Raw genomic sequence first — 18,652 nt, forward strand, 5'->3', positions numbered from 1 at the left:
TAAAGTTTTGGTTAGTTTGTGATTAAATCGGTTGAGTAAAAGTAGAACGAGCCTAACTCAGAAAAAATGGAGAAATCTTGGAAAAGTATGTAGAATTCGAGCATAGCAAAGGGGATTGTCGAAAATGATCGTAAGTACCTGAAAAACAAATAAATAAATATTTCATCTTTAAGTCACCTAAAGATTATAATGGTCAGAAGGAAAACGACTATAAAATCCATCTATGCTCCAAAGAATTGAGTAATGGATTATTCTATTATCATTCCTGGCAGATTAATTCTTAGCCGGAAAATATAGATGCATTATTTAATTTAAACAGGGAGAAGACTTGTGCACAATTTCAACGATGAAATTTTTAACATGTTAATTATCAAACGATAACAGACAATTAAAACAACAATCTCCCTTGCTCTGCCGAGGTTGTTTTAGCAAACCTGATGGACAATTGGACCTAATATTGTCAATTTTTGGCAAAATGATGAGCGCACTTGGCATTATCGAAACACCATGTTGCGATTAAACAATGTTTTAGTTATAATCGCAAAAAAGTGACACTATTGTACAATAATTGGACAATATAGTCTATTTAAAGACACTACGGTTCACTTAGTTATAAACCAATCTATTTTCGTTATGAGCAAGGGGCAAAAGAGAAGAAATGGCTTTACAGGTGAAAAGCTGGTCAATGTTCCGTTACCTTTACTTCGGACTATAAGGAGGAAAGCATCGGAAGTATTCAGGATATTTATAACAGAAATCGGGTACTTTCCAAAAGCGCGTTATCATTACAGAGAACGCAGAAAAGGTTGCGAAGACAATATATTAATCTACTGTACACAGGGCAAAGGGCATTATATCTTAGGAAATCAAAAATATGAGGTTCACTGTAATGAATTTGTATTCTTAGCCGCGACCGACCAATATATGCGGTACTGGGCCGACGCTGAAGATCCATGGTCCATTTATTGGGTGCATTTCACTGGCCCTAACATACTTTCATTTAATGAATCATTACCAAGTGGTGTTTTCAATCGGCCACTACGAATTAATTTTAATGAAGCCGGGATCGAAATCTGGAAATCGATGTATGAAACCCTTGATTTTGAGTGCTCATTTGATTCGCTTTGTAAAGCGAGTTTCTGTCTTTATCATTTGGTAGCCACCTTCATTTTCCCAACCAATAATTCTAAACAAATAACTGAGCATGAAGCCAGCATCGTTACTCAAACGATTAATGTCATGTGGTCAAACATCAACAAAAAATTAACCGTCGAAGCTTTGGCTAACGGCCATCACATTTCTGTTTCTCATTTTTCATATTTATTTAGAAAAAAAACAGGCTATCCACCTATAGATTACTTCAATCACCTGAAAATGCAAAGAGCTTGTCAATTGTTGTTTGGCAGCAGGGATAAAATCAAAATTATCGCCTCTGAACTGGGGTATAGAGACCCGTTTTACTTTTCAAGACTATTTAAACAACATACTGGATCTTCGCCAGGCCAATATCGACTTCAAGGAAAAAATGCACATTAAAGTAAGTCCACAATATATCTCTACTAATTTTTATCAAACTATTTCATGAATCATTTTTACAAGCTGGCTTTTTTTTCATTATCCCTATTTTCATCGTCTATAATTTACGCGCAATCACCTAAACTCTATGGCAAATATGTTAACCCCTTCATCGGGACCGGGGCTGTCAAGGGAGGCCTGTCGGGAAATAACTATCCTGGTGCCACAGTGCCATTCGGCATGGTTCAGTTAAGCCCCGATACTAAAGATGAACCCGACTGGGAAGCAGGGTCTGGCTATAATTATAACGACGATTTCATTGCGGGATTTAGTCACACCCATCTTAGCGGGACCGGAGCGCCGGATCTCTTTGATATTCTGTTAATGCCTTACAACGGAGGTGAAAAGACCCGCGCGGGAAACCCCGATCAGCCAGGCAGTGGTTATGGTTCCCATTTCTCGCATGCGAGCGAATCTGCCTCCCCTGGTTATTATAAGGTAAAACTGGACGATCACAATATCCAGGCCGAGCTGACCGCGACGGAGCATGCAGGCTTTCATCGGTACACTTTCTCCAGCGGTCATGATGCCAAACTGGTTATTGATCTTAACCATTCAATGAAAAAAGGCGTATTTGGATGTCACGTTATTGCGGCACAATTTAAAATACTCGACAATCGGACCATCGAAGGCTTTAGAGTTATAACTGGCTGGGCCAGTCTTAGGAAAGTATATTTTTTCATGCAATTCAATAAGCCGATTATCAAAAGTGATCTCATCGATGGGGGGAATCAGTACTTTGACACCTCTGTTCTAAATGGCACAGATTTGAGAGCGGTGTTGGATTTTGACGACGATAAGCCTAATCCGTTACTGGTTAAGGTTGGGCTTTCGACAGTCAGTACGACAAACGCAAAAACCAATTTATTAGAAGAAATACCCGCTTGGGATTTTGAAAAGACTGTAGAACAAGCAGCAGACTCGTGGGAGCGTCAACTTAATAAAATCAAAGTCGAAGGTTCGCCTGAACAGATGCAGATATTTTACACAGCAATGTATCACACTCTTGTACAACCCAATAATTACGCAGACTGGAACGGTGAATATACGGCAATCAATAATAGCATTGGTCTGAATAGAAACGGTTTTTACAGCACCTTCTCGCTATGGGATACCTATCGCGCAGCACATCCCTTATACACTTTGGTACAACCAGGTCGGGACGCCGCATTCGTCAATAGCATGATTTCTCAATATGAAAAATTTGGCTATCTACCGATATGGCAGCTTTGGGGGCAAGAAAATTATTGCATGATAGGTAATCATGCTATCCCTGTGATTGCTGACGCGGCCTTAAAATCTATTCCCGGGGTCGATGTGAATCGGGCATATGAGGCGATTAAGAACTCTTCTGTCTTATCTCATCCAGGCTCGCCCTTTGACATTTGGGATAGGTATCATTATATACCAGAGGACAAGCAAACGCAGTCTGTTTCAATTACGCTTGAAATGGCCTATGACGATTGGTGCGTAGCTCAGCTGGCACGGAAATTAAATAAGCCTGAGGATTATAACTATTTTCTGCGGCGTTCACAAAATTATCGAAATTTATTCGACGCCCAGACCAAATTCTTCAGGGGCAAAAATTCTGACGGGCAATGGTTATCACCCTTTGAGCCATTACGATATGGAGGCAACGGAGGATATCCTTACACCGAGGGAAATGCGTGGCAATACAATTGGTATGTCCCACAAGATATCAGGGATCTTATAGACTTGATCGGAGGAGAAAAAGCATTTGTGGCAAGGCTGGATAGGTTTTTTTCCTTAGAAAACCCTTCAGGGCAACTGAATAACAATGCGTCGGGTTTTATCGGCCAGTACGCACACGGTAATGAGCCGAGCCACCATATTATTTACCTTTACGATTTTGCGGGGCAGCCGTGGAGAACCCAGTATTATAATGCTAAAGTGTGCAGCGAGCTTTATAATACCAGTTCATCTGGATATGCAGGCAATGAAGATTGCGGGCAGATGTCCGCGTGGTATATTTTTAGTGCCATGGGATTTTATCCCGTTAACCCTACCGGGCAAGTTTACGCGATAGGCTCACCCGTATTGAAATCAGCCAGAATAGAGTTGTCTAACAATAAGAATTTTCAGGTCATTACGAAAAACTACGCTCAACAAAATATCTACATTCAATCGGCCAAATTAAATGGAAAAAAGTATAGTCACGCCTATTTAACATACAGTGATATTCTTAAAGGAGGCGTTATTGAGTTTGATATGGGCCCAAGGCCTAACAAAACTTGGGGTGCGCAAGTGGCCGATAGGCCGCCTAATCAGCATTTGTAGTTAGAAACAATATGCTGTGGTTTGAAACCCCCACCTCTCGCGGGGATTTCAAACCAATCGATGTTAACGCTCATGAAATTCGATTAATCTTGAAGGTCAAAATATCTGCTTTGAGGCTTTTTATGATAAAAGACATAGGTTTGTTGCTATTTAAAACCCGGCATATGGCAATTCCTCCTTGGATAGACGCGAATATTTTATAAGCAAATTCTTCCGGGTTTAAATCACTTGAAAATTCACCATTTATGATCCCCATTTCAAAAATTGACATTAACATTTTTTTCTCCAGTGAGATGACCTTCTTTACTTTTTGTTTAACAACGGGGTTGATATCGTCGGAATCCACAGCCATATTAAGAATTGGGCAACCTCCGCCTGAGTAAGTTTCCAGTACGTCTTTGTTATAATCGAGATAGGCAAATATTCTATCCCTCGCACTTTTTTTCTTATTAACGGCATAAAGCACTTTTTCCACAGCTTCTTTTAAAAGATAATCCACGGTTTCATATATTAAAGCGTCTTTCGTATTGAAATGGTTGTAGAGGCACCCCCTCGCAACCTTTGCGGCTTTAATAACGTCATCGACAGTTGTGCCCATAATGCCCTTGGTATTAAAAATTGGCGCGGCCTCTTCAATAATAAATTGTTTTGTCCTTTCGGCTTTTCCCATTTTACCAAGTGTATATGAACAAAAATAGACAATCCTACGATTTTTTGATATTTTTCCTTCAATGGACCGCGGAACTATGACGGTAAATCGGATTCAATATCCTTTACCTTTGCTTCTACCCGCCTATTAATATGACATTTAAAAATGTAACTATATACGGTAACATTTTTACTTTCAACAAATCCTGGGATCTATAGACCTCAACGCGGGAAGATTTTAATGTTGTATCGCTTGGAGATTTCAAAACACCAACATGATTTTCCCTGCTGAAGCCGGTAAAGGCATTGACGCAATTTTTCCAGAACCTAATACAGATGATGTTTAACACAACAATTTGTTAATCATAATTTTAAAAAGAACTACAATACCTTTAAATTTGTCTTCGTAACCGTATCGATGCGTAAATACCAACTCTCTATTTTTACGGATAAAAAGCTTCTTGCTCTTTTAGCGGCGAGGGATGACTATGACGCTTTCACAGAAATTTATTTTAGATATTGGAAGATTTTGCTGGACGCGGCATACCAGCGCATCAGATCCCGCGAGGCTTCTGAAGAAATAGTCCAGGAGGTTTTTTTAAGTCTTTTTCAGAACAGGAAAAAAATAGAAATAACGTCCAGCTTAGAAGCATGGTTGAAAACATCGCTGAAATATAAGGTTTTTAATAATTACCGGTCGCAGCAAATTCATTTGCGACATCTTAACGAACTTATTCGCCAAAACGAGATATCCCCGCTCAGACCAGACGAGGCCGTTGCCCTTAAAGAAATCAGGCACCGGATTGAGGCCACTGCTGCTAAGCTTCCTGATAAATGCCAACAAGTGTTCATTCTAAGCAGGTTTGAGCATCTCAGTCAGCAGGAAATCGCCGATCGCCTGGGGATTTCCCTTAGCACAGTAAAAAAACATTTAACCAAAGCGATAGCCGCCATGCGAACAGAGTTTCGTGATGATAATTCCGGCACGTTCCTGATCACCTTCTTTTTGTTGTTGCCTTTTTTTAAATAATTTTTTAGTTCGTATAGCACCTTTTCCTTTTTAAAGTGACTTCATTAAAAAGGCTGATATGAACTACGGTGAAACCCGAATACTTCTCCTTCTTGAAAAGTTTAAGAATGGCGTGGCGACACCCGAGGAATTAGCTGAACTGGATAGATGGTACGATTCATTTGACAAGGAGACAAAACTGACAGATGAACTGAATGGGGACCAGATAAATGTTGTTCGCGGCCGAATGCTGGCCAGGATCAATCAAAAACTTCCAAAGCGAGATTCAAAAAGTGGAATTGACAGGAAACGGGCAAATTGGCGTTTCATCGGAATCGGGCTTATATTATTTCCGGCCCTTATATTTTCTTTAATCAAATTCCGGCAGTCTGAACCCAATAATCCGGCGACACTTGATGCTAATCCCGGAAAAAACACTGCGCATTTAATATTGTCAGATGGTTCGGTCATAGACCTTGAAAAAGCTAAAATAGGGCCATTATTTCAAAAAGAGAATCTGCTTATTACTAAAGATTCGACGGGTCAAATATCCTACCATATCGATAAAACAATTTTTAATGGTCCGAAGTATGGAGATAACAGCCTGGTTGTTCCATCCGGTGGCCAATACCGGGTCGTTCTTTCTGACGGGACTAAAGTATGGATGAATGCCAAATCTAAGTTCAGTTATCCCTCAGCATTTTCGGGTCATAGTCGACCGGTAACTCTTTCGGGAGAAGCCTATTTTGAAGTCGCCAAAAGTAAGACCTGGCCGTTTGTTGTACATACTCCTCAACAAGACATCAAAGTTCTCGGAACACACTTTAATGTTAACGCCTACGACGACGAAAAGATACAAAGGACAACGTTGCTGGAAGGATTAGTTCAAATAACCACGAACGATAAGACACCCAAGACGGTGATCATCAAACCGGGACAACAAGCTCAACAGGATGACGAAATGATACAGATTCGTTCCGTAAATAGTGATGCCGCTGCGGGATGGAAGGATGGGGTCTTTGTATTTGACCATACAGATTTACACGAGCTGATGCGTCAGTTAGCCAGATGGTATAACGTACAAATAATTTATAAAGAACACCTTAAGTCAAGAAATTTTTCTGGGGAGATCCAACGCGACTATACATTATTAGAAGTTTTAAAAGTATTGGAGCTCGGAAATATTCATTTCAAAATAGAAAAAGCGTCTAATGCAGGTAGTCAAAAATGCCTCATTATCGAATAATAAATCCAACAAATAACCAAATGCATATATGCCTATGATGAGATAAAAAACAAACCTTTCCAAAGGATAAAGGAACGCTGAGGAGTGCTTCGAACCCTTCCCCAGCGCCGTCCGGGTAGTCCTTTCACTGGCTGGAAATCCAGTCAACAATCGAGCAATAAATTAACTACACTAACCCAAACGTACAAAAGTATGAATTTAAACTGGTGTATGGCGCGCTCCTATGAGCAACGGCGTGCTGTGCTAAAATTTTTGATGATAATGAAGCTAATTTTCATCATGGTGATTGTTGCGTGTTTACATGTTTCTGCAAAAACTTATGGGCAACTGGTGTCCGTAAATGGCACCAATAAACCATTAACTGACATGTTCAAGCAAATCCAAAAGGAAACTGGTTATCGTTTCTTTTGGGAGGGCGATGATGTTTCCCGTATCAGGTTGTCAGTGGATATTAAAAATGCAAGCCTGGACGACGCGCTGCAACAAATTTTCAACGGCTTGCCGTTAACATACAGTATATCCAAGAAAACTGTTGTGGTGCAAAAAAAGGAGATATCCTTCCTTGACAGGATTAAAGCAGTACTGCTTTCCGTTGATTTTCACATAACCGTTAAGGATGATAAAGGTCAGCCCTTGCCAGGTGCAACGATTAGCATTAAAGGCAACAATTTTGAAAAAGGCGCCATAACGGATCAAAATGGCGAGTCCAAAATTGAAAAGGTCCCCCAAGGTGATTACCATATAGTTGTCACCAGCATAGGTTTTGCCAGATACGAAAAAAATATCACTGTAAACGGGGACAACAAGGATCTCGCAGTAACACTGGCTACTTTGTCTGCCAGTCTTAACGAAGTGGTTGTAGTTGGCTATGGTACCCAGCAAAAAGCTTCCCTCACCAGTTCAGTTGAAACAGTATCCAGCAAAGAAATAGTAAACCGTCCTGTTCCCTCCGTATTAAACATTTTGCAGGGTGAGGCGGCAGGTCTTAACATTCAGCAAACCGATGGCAATCCAGGTTACGGATCGACCTCGGTCGACATTCGTGGTAACAGTACAATTTCCAATAATCCAGTGCTTTACATTGTGGACGGAATGGCGGTCAATGGAATTGACTATCTGAATCCCAATGACATCGAATCCGTAAGTATTTTAAAAGACGCGTCCGCGACGGCAATTTACGGTGCCAGGGCTTCCGGTGGAGTTTTACTGGTTACTACCAAAAAAGGCAAGCTGAATTCTAAACCTATAGTTCAATACAGCTCTATCTTCGGTTATCAGCGTCCAGCCAGGCTTCCAAAATTCGTCGATGCGCCACAATTCGTGGATCTATATAATCAGGCTCAACTTAATGATAATCCAGGGGTGCAGGTAAAGTTTACGCCTGATCAGGTACAAAAATATAAATCTGGTGAGTTGCCAAGTACCAATTGGCTGCCTTACATTTTACACAACCAGGCCTTGCAAAATCAGCAAAACCTGAGTGTTGCAGGCGGATCAGGAACCGCTGACTACTATGTTTCCGGTGGCTACCTCAACCAAGGAGGTCTGATAAAAAACGTTGACTACAAGCGGTACAGTACAAGGGCGAATGTGAATGTTCAGGTATCCAAAAGATTAAAACTGGGTATCAACACAGTGTTGACCAAGGAGGATAAATTACAGCCATCATACGGCTTGGGAAACGCGCTGCAATGGTCTTACATCGTTCCTGTAACAGAATATCCATACACAAAAGACGGGCATGACCGCAGTTATCGGGGTGGTGATCAGCCGAACGATATTATGACCAAGGCTGGCGTTCAAAACGAAACGCTTAACACGATCAATACGAATTTCCTGGCGGAATTCAAGATACTTGACAATCTGTTGTTGAACGCGACCTATGGATATAACTATACCAGCAGCTTTTTATCAGGATTTAATAATAAATATCCTCTCTATAATGATGATGAGCAGATTGTGGTATACAATAATGATCCTAACAGCGCTTATAAAGCGAACTATTCAAGGGTTCATCCAACGACGCTGATAACCTTAAATTACAACAAATCTTTTGGTAAACATAATATCAAAGCCTTAGCAGGCTACTCGCAGGAACAGGATCGTTATGACTACAATAGTATCACGCGTTACGGTTTCCTGAATAACTCACTCGATCAGATCGATGCCGGCTCTTCAGACCCTACGCTGACGAACGTTTCAGGTAATGCTACTGAATATGCCATCAGATCGTGGTTTGGTCGCGTTAATTATAATTATAACGGTAAATATTTGTTGGAAGCGAACGCCCGTTACGACGGAACCTCCGTATTTGAAAACAAAAAATATGGTTTCTTTCCATCAGTTTCAGCCGGATGGGTGGCATCCGAAGAAGATTTCTTCAAGCCTCTGGAAAATACCGTCAACTTCCTGAAAATTCGTGCTTCATTAGGACAGGTGGGTAATCAAAATGCGAGTGGCTTGTATCCGTGGGCCAATACCATTGGACAGGATAAGTATGTGCTAAATAAAGCGGCCTCGACCACGACATTCTATAATAATTCTCCGAACCCTAATTTAACCTGGGAAGTAAAAACAACGATCAACCTCGGGCTGGACTTAACATTGCTCAGACACCTGGATGTCAATGTTGATGTATTCCGTGACAGAACAACTGGCATTTTACAATACCTGACAGTTCCAACTACATATGGTATTTCCGGTCCTCAACAAAACGTTGGTATTTTAAGGAATCAGGGTTTTGAGGTCAATGTAGCTTACAAGAACAATATTGGCAAGCTTACTTATCGTGCCGCCATCAATTTCTCAGATGCCAGGAATAAAATCTTAAGTCTTGGCGGGGCACCAGAGCAACTAGGCGACAACCCTTTGCTTGTCGGACAATCTCGCTGGGTCTGGTACGGGCTTCAGGCGGAGGGCCTGTTCCAGTCAAAAGAAGACATTGCTAATCATGCTACACAAGACCCGCGTGATATCCCGGGCGACATCAAAATCAAGGATGTTAATGGAGACGGTAAAATTACTCCAGATGATCGCGTGGTCCTGGGCCAGGCAACACCACATTATCGATACGGTATCAGCCTTGGCGCGAGCTATGGTGGCTTTGATGTTTCGATCTTGTTGCAGGGGGTAATGAGCAATTTACTTCGTGTTCAAGGAGGGGCACAGGTTCCGTTTTATTTTAACGGAGATGGCAATATCCTGCAATCACAACTTGATTATTGGTCTCCTTCTAATCCCAATGCCCGTTATCCTATTTTACGAACTGATCAATCTATTAACAACGGACAGTTCAACAGTTGGTGGCTTTTCAAAGCTGCATACATGCGTTTTAAAAATGCGCAAATCGGTTATACGTTTTCAGATCGTTTGACTAAACATCTTGGAATAGGCTCAGCAAGGTTCTTCCTAACCGGGGATAATTTGTTCCTGATCACCAGTAAAAACTTTCCCAAAAGCCTTGATCCGGAAATCGCAAATTATGGAGACGGCTCAAACTATCCGCAGGTACGCAATATCAGTCTAGGGCTAAATGTGACATTCTGATCAAAGGTTTAATTTTTGAAGATAAGATCATGAAAAATTTAAGATATAAGATATCAACAACGATAATAGCCATCTCAGCTATTTTTTCTATGGCGGGATGTAAAAAGGGGCTGCTTGACCAGCATCCGCTCAATCAGATCACCGATGAAACGTATTGGCAGTCGGCAACTGATGCGACGATGTTTGCAACAAGGATGTACACCTACATGCCCCAAGACAATTTTGTGTATTATGAAGGCATGAGCGACAATGGGATCAGTAATGATCCAACGACGCGCCGTTTTGGCAACAGTACCCAGGATCCAACGATAAGTAGCAAGGAGTGGAGTTATGAGCCTATGCGCCAGGCTTACAGTTTCTTTGCCAACGTAGATAAGGTCCCCGATATGGACCCGGCGTTAAAGAAACGTTTAACTGCGGAGGTCAAGTTTGTGCTAGCTTATCGGTATTTTATAATGACCACGCTGTATGGCGATATTCCGTTGGTTACTACTCTGATAACTGATCCTAACAAGGCAGATATTCCCAAAAGCGCCAAAGCGGATATAATGAAGGCGGAGCTACAATGGCTAGATGAAGCAGCAACTGATTTACCATTGAGCTATACCGGAGCGGACCAGGGTCGGGCAACCAAAGGTGCTGCGCTTGCATTAAAATCCCGCATTTATTTATACGCGGGAGATTACGCTAACGCAGCGGCGGCGGCAAAATCGGTTATGGACCTGGGCATTTATAAACTTTACCCAAGCTACTTTGATTTCTTCCAGAAGGACGGTGATTATTCATCTGAAGATATTTGGTCGTTTGGGTATACCCTATCCGTACATCAAAACAGCCTGCGTGATATACTAGGATCACAGGCTCTGATGAACGGTAGAAACATTTTAGACCCGACTTCTGAACTGGTTAACGATTATGAAAGCAAAAACGGCTATTATCCTTATACCAAAGATCCAGGGTACATTGCGACCGATCCTTACAACAACCGTGACCCGCGGCTAAGGCAAACTATTCTTTGCCCTGGTGACATTTATAAGTATCCGTATTTCCCCAACATCAATCAGTATGATCCGTTTAACAATCAAGGCGATCGTATCGGAGGGGATTTAGGCTCCCGTTCAGGCTATTCCTGGTGCAAAAATGTGGACCGATATGATTATGTACGATCAGGCGTCAATAACTGGAAAGCTTTTCATTTTGCTGAAATATTATTGAATTACGCAGAAGCACAAAACGAGGTGGGCGGCCCAACGGCCGATGTTGTCGCCGCGCTAGACCAAATACGTGCAAGGGCAGGCATGCCAACAATCGCCCAGACTTTTGCCACGAATTCTTTAGCCCTCAATCAGGGGAACATGCGAACTTTCATACGCCATGAACGTAGAATAGAGCTGGCAGGAGAAGGACTTCGTTATTTCGACGTATTACGCTGGAAAATTGGAGAGCAGGTGATGCAAGGCCCTATCTATACGGTTGATGCTACTGCCGGTATCACAAATATCAGCACTGCTAACGGTCATATCAATAAATACCCGAAAACGGTCATCGAGCAACGTTTTTTTAACAATGCGAAATTTTATGTTTGGCCGATCCCCCAATCAGCTATCGATGCATCTAAGGGTATATTGACCCAAAATCCATTATGGAAATAATTTATCAAAAGGGCAGCAAAGTTTGCTGCCCTTCTATTCACTATCTTTTTGTCCTATAACTAATCCATACGCATGAAATTTAAATCTGCCTTAAAAACCGGTCTGTTTTTACTTCTACATTTATTCGTGGTGCAAGCTTTTGCCCAACAGACATCCAAACAACCGCTTGGTGTGCTTCAGCAAAGGTTTGTTGACCTTAAATTCGGTATGTTCATTCATTTTAATATCCCAACCTACTTTAACCAGGACTGGCCTGATCCGGAGGCGTCACCGGTTGCGTTTAACCCGACAAAACTAGATGCTGATCAATGGGCCAAAGCTGCAAAATCAGCGAACATGACCTATGGCTGCCTTACTACCAAACATCACAGCGGCTTCTGTATATGGGATACGAAAACCACGGATTATAACGTTATGCACAGCCCATACAAAAAAGATGTAGTGCGGCAGTTTGTCAATGCATTCCGTGCCAACGGATTGAAAGTAATGTTATACTATTCGATATTAGATACGCATCATAAATTACGTCCAAATGAGATCCAGCCAAAGCACATCGAGATGGTTAAAAGACAATTAACCGAACTGTTAACTAATTACGGTCAGATTGAAGCGCTGATTATTGATGGCTGGGATGCTCCCTGGTCACGTATATCTTATGATGACGTGCCATTTGAGCAGATTTACAAATTGGTAAAAGCCCTTCAGCCAAATTGTATCCTAATGGATCTCAACGGCGCTAAATATCCGAAGGATGGTCTTTATTATACCGATATCAAAACTTACGAAATGGGCGCCGGCCAGCGGATGTCTAAAGACATCAACCAGATGCCGTCATTAGCCTGTCTGCCACTGCAATCTTCCTGGTTTTGGAAAACTAATTTCCCATCAACCGAAGTGAAAAATCCGGCAAAATTGGTTGAGGAAACCATCGTGCCACTTAATAAAGCTAATTGTAATTTTATTCTGAATGTCGCTCCGAACCGCGATGGCTTGTTTGATGACAATGCGATCGCAGCGTTAAAAGAAATTGGAAAACTTTGGCATAGCGATGGTTCCAACGTGGATTTTAAGCCAACCGGCGCACCAATTATAGCGACGAACCTGGCTAAACACCAGCCCGCGAATTCCAGCTGGAGCGACGACATGAATATAATGGATTTTGCGAACGATGACGACTTTGGTTCGTCCTGGCAGTCGAATCCGGAAGTAAAGAGTCCCTGGTATGAAGTTGATTTTAAATCACCTCAATCTTTCAACGAGATCGTCATTTTTGAACACAAGTCTAATATTAAAAAATATAAACTGGAGTACTTCGCAAATAATAAATGGAACACCCTTTTTGATGGCGAAAAGTCCGAGCGCGTAAAACTTCATCGTTTTGGGACGCTACGAGGCGAGAAGGTAAGAATGCTGATTGAATCATACGACACTCCTCCTTCGATCGCGGAATTCGGAATTTATAAGGAACCTCGATAAGTTTTATTAGCACTTCGAAATGAATAGGTAGCTTTTAAGGTACTTTGATCGTTAACCGGGTCAAGCATGCTTATTTAAGAACCAAAAGGTCGCAGGCGCGACCTTTTGGTTTAGTCGTGGGATTAAACCAACGCCTCTAACTTTCACACCTCGACAACAGTATCAAATTTACGGTTGTTTTTACGTTATCTTGGCGTAATGGGTCAGTAAGGAATTCCGTTTTATTCGGCCATCCAAACAGCATTTGTAAAAAAGCCAAAAGTATCGTACAGCATGTCGAGCGTGTTAAAACCGGACTTTTCGGCTAGTTGATGAATTTCCGGGACCGAAAATTTTTGGGATATCTCCGTAATAATGAACTCATTTTGGTCGAATTGAATCGCATTTCCTGCAACAACAACTGTAGTATCCTGCTTACTGATAAGATAGCTTTTACATGCTCCCGTTTCAGGATCATAGTTACAATAATGTTTAAAGTTTGAAAGATCAAAGTTCGCGCCTAGTTCTCTGTTAATTCTTTCCAACAGATTTAAGTTAAACCGCGCCGTGATCCCTGCCGGGTCGCTGTAAGCAGCTCTAATTCTTTCCGGGTCTTTTCTAAGATCGAATCCAATTATGGCCAAATCGCCAGGGACAAGATAAGCCCGAATATTGTTACAGAACTCTTCCGACTGCTTTATTGTCATGTTGCCTACATTGCCTCCCAGACATAAGACCACCTTCCTCCTTCCATCCTGTTGACTAAACCGGCCTAACATATCAAAATATTCGCCGTTAAGGGCTTCAAGATTTAATCCTGGAAGTCGATTCGGCAAATCAATAGTCAAATTATCCACAACATTGGCGGAAATATCGATTGGAACATAAGTAAAACGAGCAGCATCTGATAGCAGTTGTTTTAGCAGATAGACCGTCTTGATACAATCTCCTGCGCCAAGTTCTATTAGGCTAAATTCTTTGAAGTAACTCGAAATGATTCTGGCAAGCTTTTTGGACTGCGTGATGAAAATTTCCATTTCACTTCTGGTTAGATAATATTCCTGCATGTCCATAATTTCCTGAAATATCGCATCACCTAAAGTATCGTAGAAATATTTAGAGGGCAGCCGTTTGGGATGAGAGGATAAGCCCTCTAAGATTTCTGTCTCGAAAGCGATTTGTTGGTCTACTACCTGAGTCATAATGTTCGAATGATTTGTTTTAAACTAGGACACGCAATTTTAAAACTGTGACAAAATCGAAGCGAATCATAATATGTTATCAATGTCATATACTACCTTACTGAGCGTGTTTTCGATTCAACGGAAAAGGATTGTCTCGGGCGTTTTAAATGAAACCGGGTGCGGCAATTCTTATAAAATTGCAAAAGTCACCGTTTTTTTAATGGAATACTGTATTACAAATCCAGTTTTCAGGTATAATGCAGCACTCTCTCTTTCTTGAAGCAATGAGAAGCCTGGCGTTAATCCAGCAGTTTGGTTTTGAAAATAATCCGAAGAGCTTGGTCCCTTGAGATGTAGGCGGCTATCCAGTTATAGAGCGTCTTCAATTTATTTCGGTAGTTAACCAATGAAATTAAGTGTATAAATAACCAGCTGAATATTGCAATTATTCCCGTAAAATGGACTTTGTTTTTAAAAAGGTCGATCACGGCTTTATTTCTTCCGATAACGGCCATGTCCCCTCGATCAAAATATACGAAAGGTTTCATGGGTTTTAAGTTAGCCAACTTTTTCAAGTTACGAGCGAGGTTATTGCCTTGCTGAATGGCGGGTTGAGCCAGCTGAGGATGGCCATTAGGATAAGCTTTATCAGAGGTGAGGAGCGCGATATCTCCGATCGCGTATATGTCCGATAATCCCAACACCTGATTGAACTCGTTAACTAAAATTCGGTTTTGTCTGCCTAAGGAAGATTGCGGAATTCCAGGAAGCGTGTTAGCAGTCACGCCACTTGCCCATATTAATGTTTTTGAAGGTATAATCGAACCATTGGATAAAATTACCGCTTCTCCATCGTAACCCGTGACTGTCGTGTTTAGGATCACGGTGACGCCAAGATTTTCAAGAATAGTTTTAGCGTTTTTATGAGACTTTTCACTCATAGGGTTCAAAACATTTGGCGAACCGTCAACGAGCATGATCGTAGCCTCAGAAGGCGGTAACTCCGGATAATCTTTTTTGTAAATGTATTTTCGCATCTCAGCGAGCATCCCCGCAACTTCTACGCCCGTGGGACCGCCACCAGCAACTACGATGGTCAGCAGCTTTTTGCGTTCTTCAAGGTCAGTGGTTACCGTCGCTTTTTCAAGATTAGTAAAAAGCACGTTTCTCATGCTTAGCGCATCGTCAACAGTTTTCATAGGTAAAGCGTTTTTTTCGACCAGGGCATTTCCAAAGAAATTGCTTTTTGCACCATGTGCCAGCACCAGAAAGTCGTACGCCAATTCCCCATTATCAAGATAACATATCTTGTTGTCCGGATCTATTCGCAATAGTTTCCCCATGCGGAATTGAATGTTGCGATGCCTGAATAATTTCCTAAACGGATAGCTGATATCCGATGGTGCTAGAAAACCGGTAGCTACCTGGTACAATAGAGGCGGAAAGTAATTGTAATTATTCGCGTCGATTAAAGTGATTTGAAAATTGTCATTTCCAGCAATATTTTGAGCGAAATTTACGCCGGCGAATCCTCCGCCGACAATTATTACTCTTTTAGAAGATAGAAGTTTCATATATCTTGTTTTTAATGTTGACTACCTTTTGATGCAAAAAAAATAAAGTGTGACAACTCGGGTTATATGGTCACGAAAAAATGAAGGGACCTGATCAGGTGATTATTTTACCCCTTATTCTTAGTTATAGAATTTAACTGAAAGATTATATCGAATGCAAGGCGTTGAATATAGTCGCTATGCCATGTTTTACAGGTTTGACTATTATAAATCATTGTATCAGTGCGAGGAACGTTATAGCCGTAATGGGTGAAATTGCGCTGAAAATCTTTAAAGGGCGAAGATTCAGATCGAAGTACTTTTACCGCGTTTTCAATGGCGAATATGATAGAATCATATGAGCCTTCATTATAAAAACTCCCTGCATCCATAGAAGATATGGCAGCGTAAAGCAAGTAGTTCAAAATCACAAATCGTTCGATTGCTGGCAGATTAACTCGATTTTTGCCTGGCCCATGACTGATTCGATTTGCTGCTTCTGTAAATTGAGCCGAATTAATGTAAAACCACCGTCTCGATAGTTTATAGTGTGTAAAATCCGGGGTCCTGAATTTAAGCTTATCAAGTTTGCTTTCGACGAAGCCCAGGTTGGCCTTTATCAACTCGTTTAGGTTTTTATTAAGACTATTAACCTCCCAAGCCGGAAAAATAAAACACGCTAAAAATGACAAGCCACAGCCCAACAAGGTATCACATATTCTCTCCGTCACGAACATGGGTTGGTTACTTTTGCCCATAGACAAGGCGATGATTACGAACGTGGTGATAAAAGCCACGCTGGTCGCATAACTGATCTGCAAGAAATAAAAATAGCCCGTTAAACAAACACATAGCGCGCAAATGTTAAAAGAAAAATTATTGAATACCAGCGTCAGTAGAATCCCAACGATTACGCCAGTAAATGTACCCGTTAATCTGGCTGAACTTCTCCGTTGTGTCGAAACGAAATCAGGCCGGAGCACCAAAGCAATCGTGAGCATGATCCAATAACTATAGTGCCCCAAAGAAAAAATTGTTGAAATGGAGTAAGCAGTCGTCATCGCCACCGCCATGCGCAGCGAAAAACGAAAAGTATCGGAATTCAAAGTGAAGTGCTTCCTGATTTGACCAGTCAGGCGATTGGGCGGTTCTACAAATTTGGCGAATTTCAACGGTTCAATGACAGCGATTGGAATCCCGTCACGATCGTAAATAAGACGCTGCAGCGTTTCGAGCTGGGCTGAAATGTTATCGATGTTTTTAATAATACCTTCAAAGATTTCTTTTTTTGAGCCGATCTGCTTGCTGGCGTGCTGCCTAGTTTGCTGGCTAATTATAGCAGAATTAGTTTGAAAAACCGGATGGCTGAAATTTGCGTCCATTTTGAATTTCGTTATGGCTAACTTGATCAGCCTCAAAGCCGTTATCTGAATATAATTGCGAACTAGGGATAACTCATCTTTTCTTAAATTTCGCCGCAGTGCCCCATAGTCCAAAGGCATAGCACGTATCTGTTCATAAAGATCAATAAGGATAATTGATATAGGAAGCAACTTTTTGGAGCTTTTACTCTGTTGGTTAACGATTACTTTATCTGATAAAATCAGCGATCGTAGCATTTCCTGTTTCGCATTGACTGTTTCATGTCCGGAAATGACAAGCCTGAATGCATTTTCAAGTGGAATATCAGGGTCGTATAATTTTTTTCTACAATACATGAATTTGCCCATTTCTATCATGCACTCTATGATGGCCTGATTGGCTGATCTAAATGGCCAAAGACGATAGAAAATGAAACTCAACAGGTAATACCATAAAGAACCGACGGTAACCAGCGCGCTAAATAAAACAGGGTTAGTAGGCCTAAAGGCAATTGCAAATACCATAAGTACGATGCAGACGGAACCCGCAATAGCCCACCTTTTGCTATGCACATGAAAAAACGAAAACCCAAACGAGAATAAAAAAATAATAGTGACTATGGAAATTGGATAGAGCAAGGCCTCAGATACCATGAGACAGATAAGAAAAAACAAAACTGTCAGGATTCGAAAAACCTTCGCCTTTTCCTTCCAGACATCTGAGTAATCGATCAAGCTGGCAAGCAGCGACCCGATCCCGATTGGCATGGCGGCCGATGGTATGCCATACGCATACAATAGTGCCACAGGGAAAACGATAGAAAGCGTTATTCTTATCGCATCGGTTACCCGCCATAAAAATGAATAATAATTGTAACTGGCAAACAGTTTTTTCTTATAAAATTGCATGTGCCTAAAGTGCCTTTAAAAGGAATGGTGATAAAAAAGGAAGTGCGGACCAAACCGCTAAAACTTCTATGCCCGCTTTAATAGGAATACGCTCCATTTAAGCATTTGGCCGGCCTTCTTGAATAAGAAAATGAAGAGACCAGTCGAACTCTTTATTGTTTATTAAAAAATAAAAAGGCATAAATCTAAAATAAAATTATTTTGTACGTACTGGAA

At 41.3% G+C, this 18,652-nt stretch carries 11 protein-coding genes; 7 read left to right on the plus strand and 4 right to left on the minus strand.

Annotated elements, in window-relative coordinates:
* The first annotated feature begins 633 nt into the window (after positions 1-633).
* Positions 634-1,536: an AraC family transcriptional regulator gene (locus FHW89_RS13135; RefSeq protein WP_172335498.1), complete on the plus strand. Its 903-nt coding sequence runs from the start codon at positions 634-636 to the stop codon at positions 1,534-1,536.
* A 45-nt stretch (positions 1,537-1,581) separates the two neighbouring features.
* Positions 1,582-3,873 (plus strand): GH92 family glycosyl hydrolase, encoded by a 2,292-nt coding sequence (locus tag FHW89_RS13140; protein WP_172335499.1) that lies wholly within the window; start codon positions 1,582-1,584, stop codon positions 3,871-3,873.
* Positions 3,874-3,943: 70 nt separating this feature from the next.
* Here FHW89_RS13140 and FHW89_RS13145 read toward each other — a convergent pair whose 3' ends face one another.
* Positions 3,944-4,543 carry a TetR/AcrR family transcriptional regulator gene (locus FHW89_RS13145; protein ID WP_172335500.1) on the minus strand — a complete coding sequence of 200 codons (600 nt, stop codon included), beginning with the start codon at positions 4,541-4,543 and terminating at the stop codon, positions 3,944-3,946.
* A gap of 396 nt (positions 4,544-4,939) precedes the next feature.
* On the opposite strand from FHW89_RS13145, the gene FHW89_RS13150 reads away from it, so the two are divergent.
* The 5 genes from FHW89_RS13150 (at position 4,940) to FHW89_RS13170 (ending at position 13,450) form a co-directional block, all read left to right on the plus strand.
* Complete coding sequence (locus FHW89_RS13150) at positions 4,940-5,551, plus strand: RNA polymerase sigma-70 factor (RefSeq protein WP_172335501.1); 612 nt, start codon at positions 4,940-4,942, stop codon at positions 5,549-5,551.
* Between the two features lie 58 nt (positions 5,552-5,609).
* Positions 5,610-6,776 (plus strand): FecR family protein, encoded by a 1,167-nt coding sequence (locus FHW89_RS13155; protein WP_172335502.1) that lies wholly within the window; start codon positions 5,610-5,612, stop codon positions 6,774-6,776.
* A 261-nt stretch (positions 6,777-7,037) separates the two neighbouring features.
* Positions 7,038-10,322 (plus strand): TonB-dependent receptor, encoded by a 3,285-nt coding sequence (locus FHW89_RS13160; protein ID WP_172335503.1) that lies wholly within the window; start codon positions 7,038-7,040, stop codon positions 10,320-10,322.
* Positions 10,323-10,351: 29 nt separating this feature from the next.
* Positions 10,352-11,974, plus strand: coding sequence for a RagB/SusD family nutrient uptake outer membrane protein (locus FHW89_RS13165; RefSeq protein ID WP_172335504.1), 1,623 nt, complete (start codon positions 10,352-10,354; stop codon positions 11,972-11,974).
* A gap of 72 nt (positions 11,975-12,046) precedes the next feature.
* Complete coding sequence (locus FHW89_RS13170) at positions 12,047-13,450, plus strand: alpha-L-fucosidase (protein WP_172335505.1); 1,404 nt, start codon at positions 12,047-12,049, stop codon at positions 13,448-13,450.
* 221 nt (positions 13,451-13,671) lie between these two features.
* On the opposite strand, the gene FHW89_RS13175 is transcribed toward FHW89_RS13170, so the two are convergent.
* The 3 genes from FHW89_RS13175 to FHW89_RS13185 all read right to left on the minus strand — a co-directional run bounded on the left by FHW89_RS13175 (position 13,672) and on the right by FHW89_RS13185 (position 18,436).
* Positions 13,672-14,631: an L-histidine N(alpha)-methyltransferase gene (locus tag FHW89_RS13175; RefSeq protein ID WP_172335506.1), complete on the minus strand. Its 960-nt coding sequence runs from the start codon at positions 14,629-14,631 to the stop codon at positions 13,672-13,674.
* A gap of 281 nt (positions 14,632-14,912) precedes the next feature.
* On the minus strand, positions 14,913-16,187 hold the full coding sequence (locus tag FHW89_RS13180; protein WP_172335507.1) for an NAD(P)/FAD-dependent oxidoreductase: 1,275 nt from the start codon (positions 16,185-16,187) through the stop codon (positions 14,913-14,915).
* Between the two features lie 107 nt (positions 16,188-16,294).
* Positions 16,295-18,436 (minus strand): FUSC family membrane protein, encoded by a 2,142-nt coding sequence (locus FHW89_RS13185; protein WP_172335509.1) that lies wholly within the window; start codon positions 18,434-18,436, stop codon positions 16,295-16,297.
* Positions 18,437-18,652: the final 216 nt, after the last annotated feature.

This window comes from Mucilaginibacter sp. SG564, from assembly GCF_013149275.1.
Classification (GTDB): Bacteria; Bacteroidota; Bacteroidia; order Sphingobacteriales; family Sphingobacteriaceae; genus Mucilaginibacter.

Excerpts from the sequence above, each read along its gene's own strand:
- FHW89_RS13155 (WP_172335502.1), top strand. The coding sequence starts at position 5,610 with ATGAACTACGGTGAAACCCGAATACTTCTCCTTCTTGAAAAGTTTAAG.
- FHW89_RS13140 (WP_172335499.1), top strand. The coding sequence starts at position 1,582 with ATGAATCATTTTTACAAGCTGGCTTTTTTTTCATTATCCCTATTTTCA.
- FHW89_RS13160 (WP_172335503.1), top strand. The coding sequence starts at position 7,038 with ATGAAGCTAATTTTCATCATGGTGATTGTTGCGTGTTTACATGTTTCT.
- FHW89_RS13145 (WP_172335500.1), bottom strand. The coding sequence starts at position 4,543 with ATGGGAAAAGCCGAAAGGACAAAACAATTTATTATTGAAGAGGCCGCG.
- FHW89_RS13150 (WP_172335501.1), top strand. The coding sequence starts at position 4,940 with ATGCGTAAATACCAACTCTCTATTTTTACGGATAAAAAGCTTCTTGCT.
- FHW89_RS13175 (WP_172335506.1), bottom strand. The coding sequence starts at position 14,631 with ATGACTCAGGTAGTAGACCAACAAATCGCTTTCGAGACAGAAATCTTA.
- FHW89_RS13165 (WP_172335504.1), top strand. The coding sequence starts at position 10,352 with ATGAAAAATTTAAGATATAAGATATCAACAACGATAATAGCCATCTCA.
- FHW89_RS13135 (WP_172335498.1), top strand. The coding sequence starts at position 634 with ATGAGCAAGGGGCAAAAGAGAAGAAATGGCTTTACAGGTGAAAAGCTG.
- FHW89_RS13170 (WP_172335505.1), top strand. The coding sequence starts at position 12,047 with ATGAAATTTAAATCTGCCTTAAAAACCGGTCTGTTTTTACTTCTACAT.
- FHW89_RS13185 (WP_172335509.1), bottom strand. The coding sequence starts at position 18,436 with ATGCAATTTTATAAGAAAAAACTGTTTGCCAGTTACAATTATTATTCA.
- FHW89_RS13180 (WP_172335507.1), bottom strand. The coding sequence starts at position 16,187 with ATGAAACTTCTATCTTCTAAAAGAGTAATAATTGTCGGCGGAGGATTC.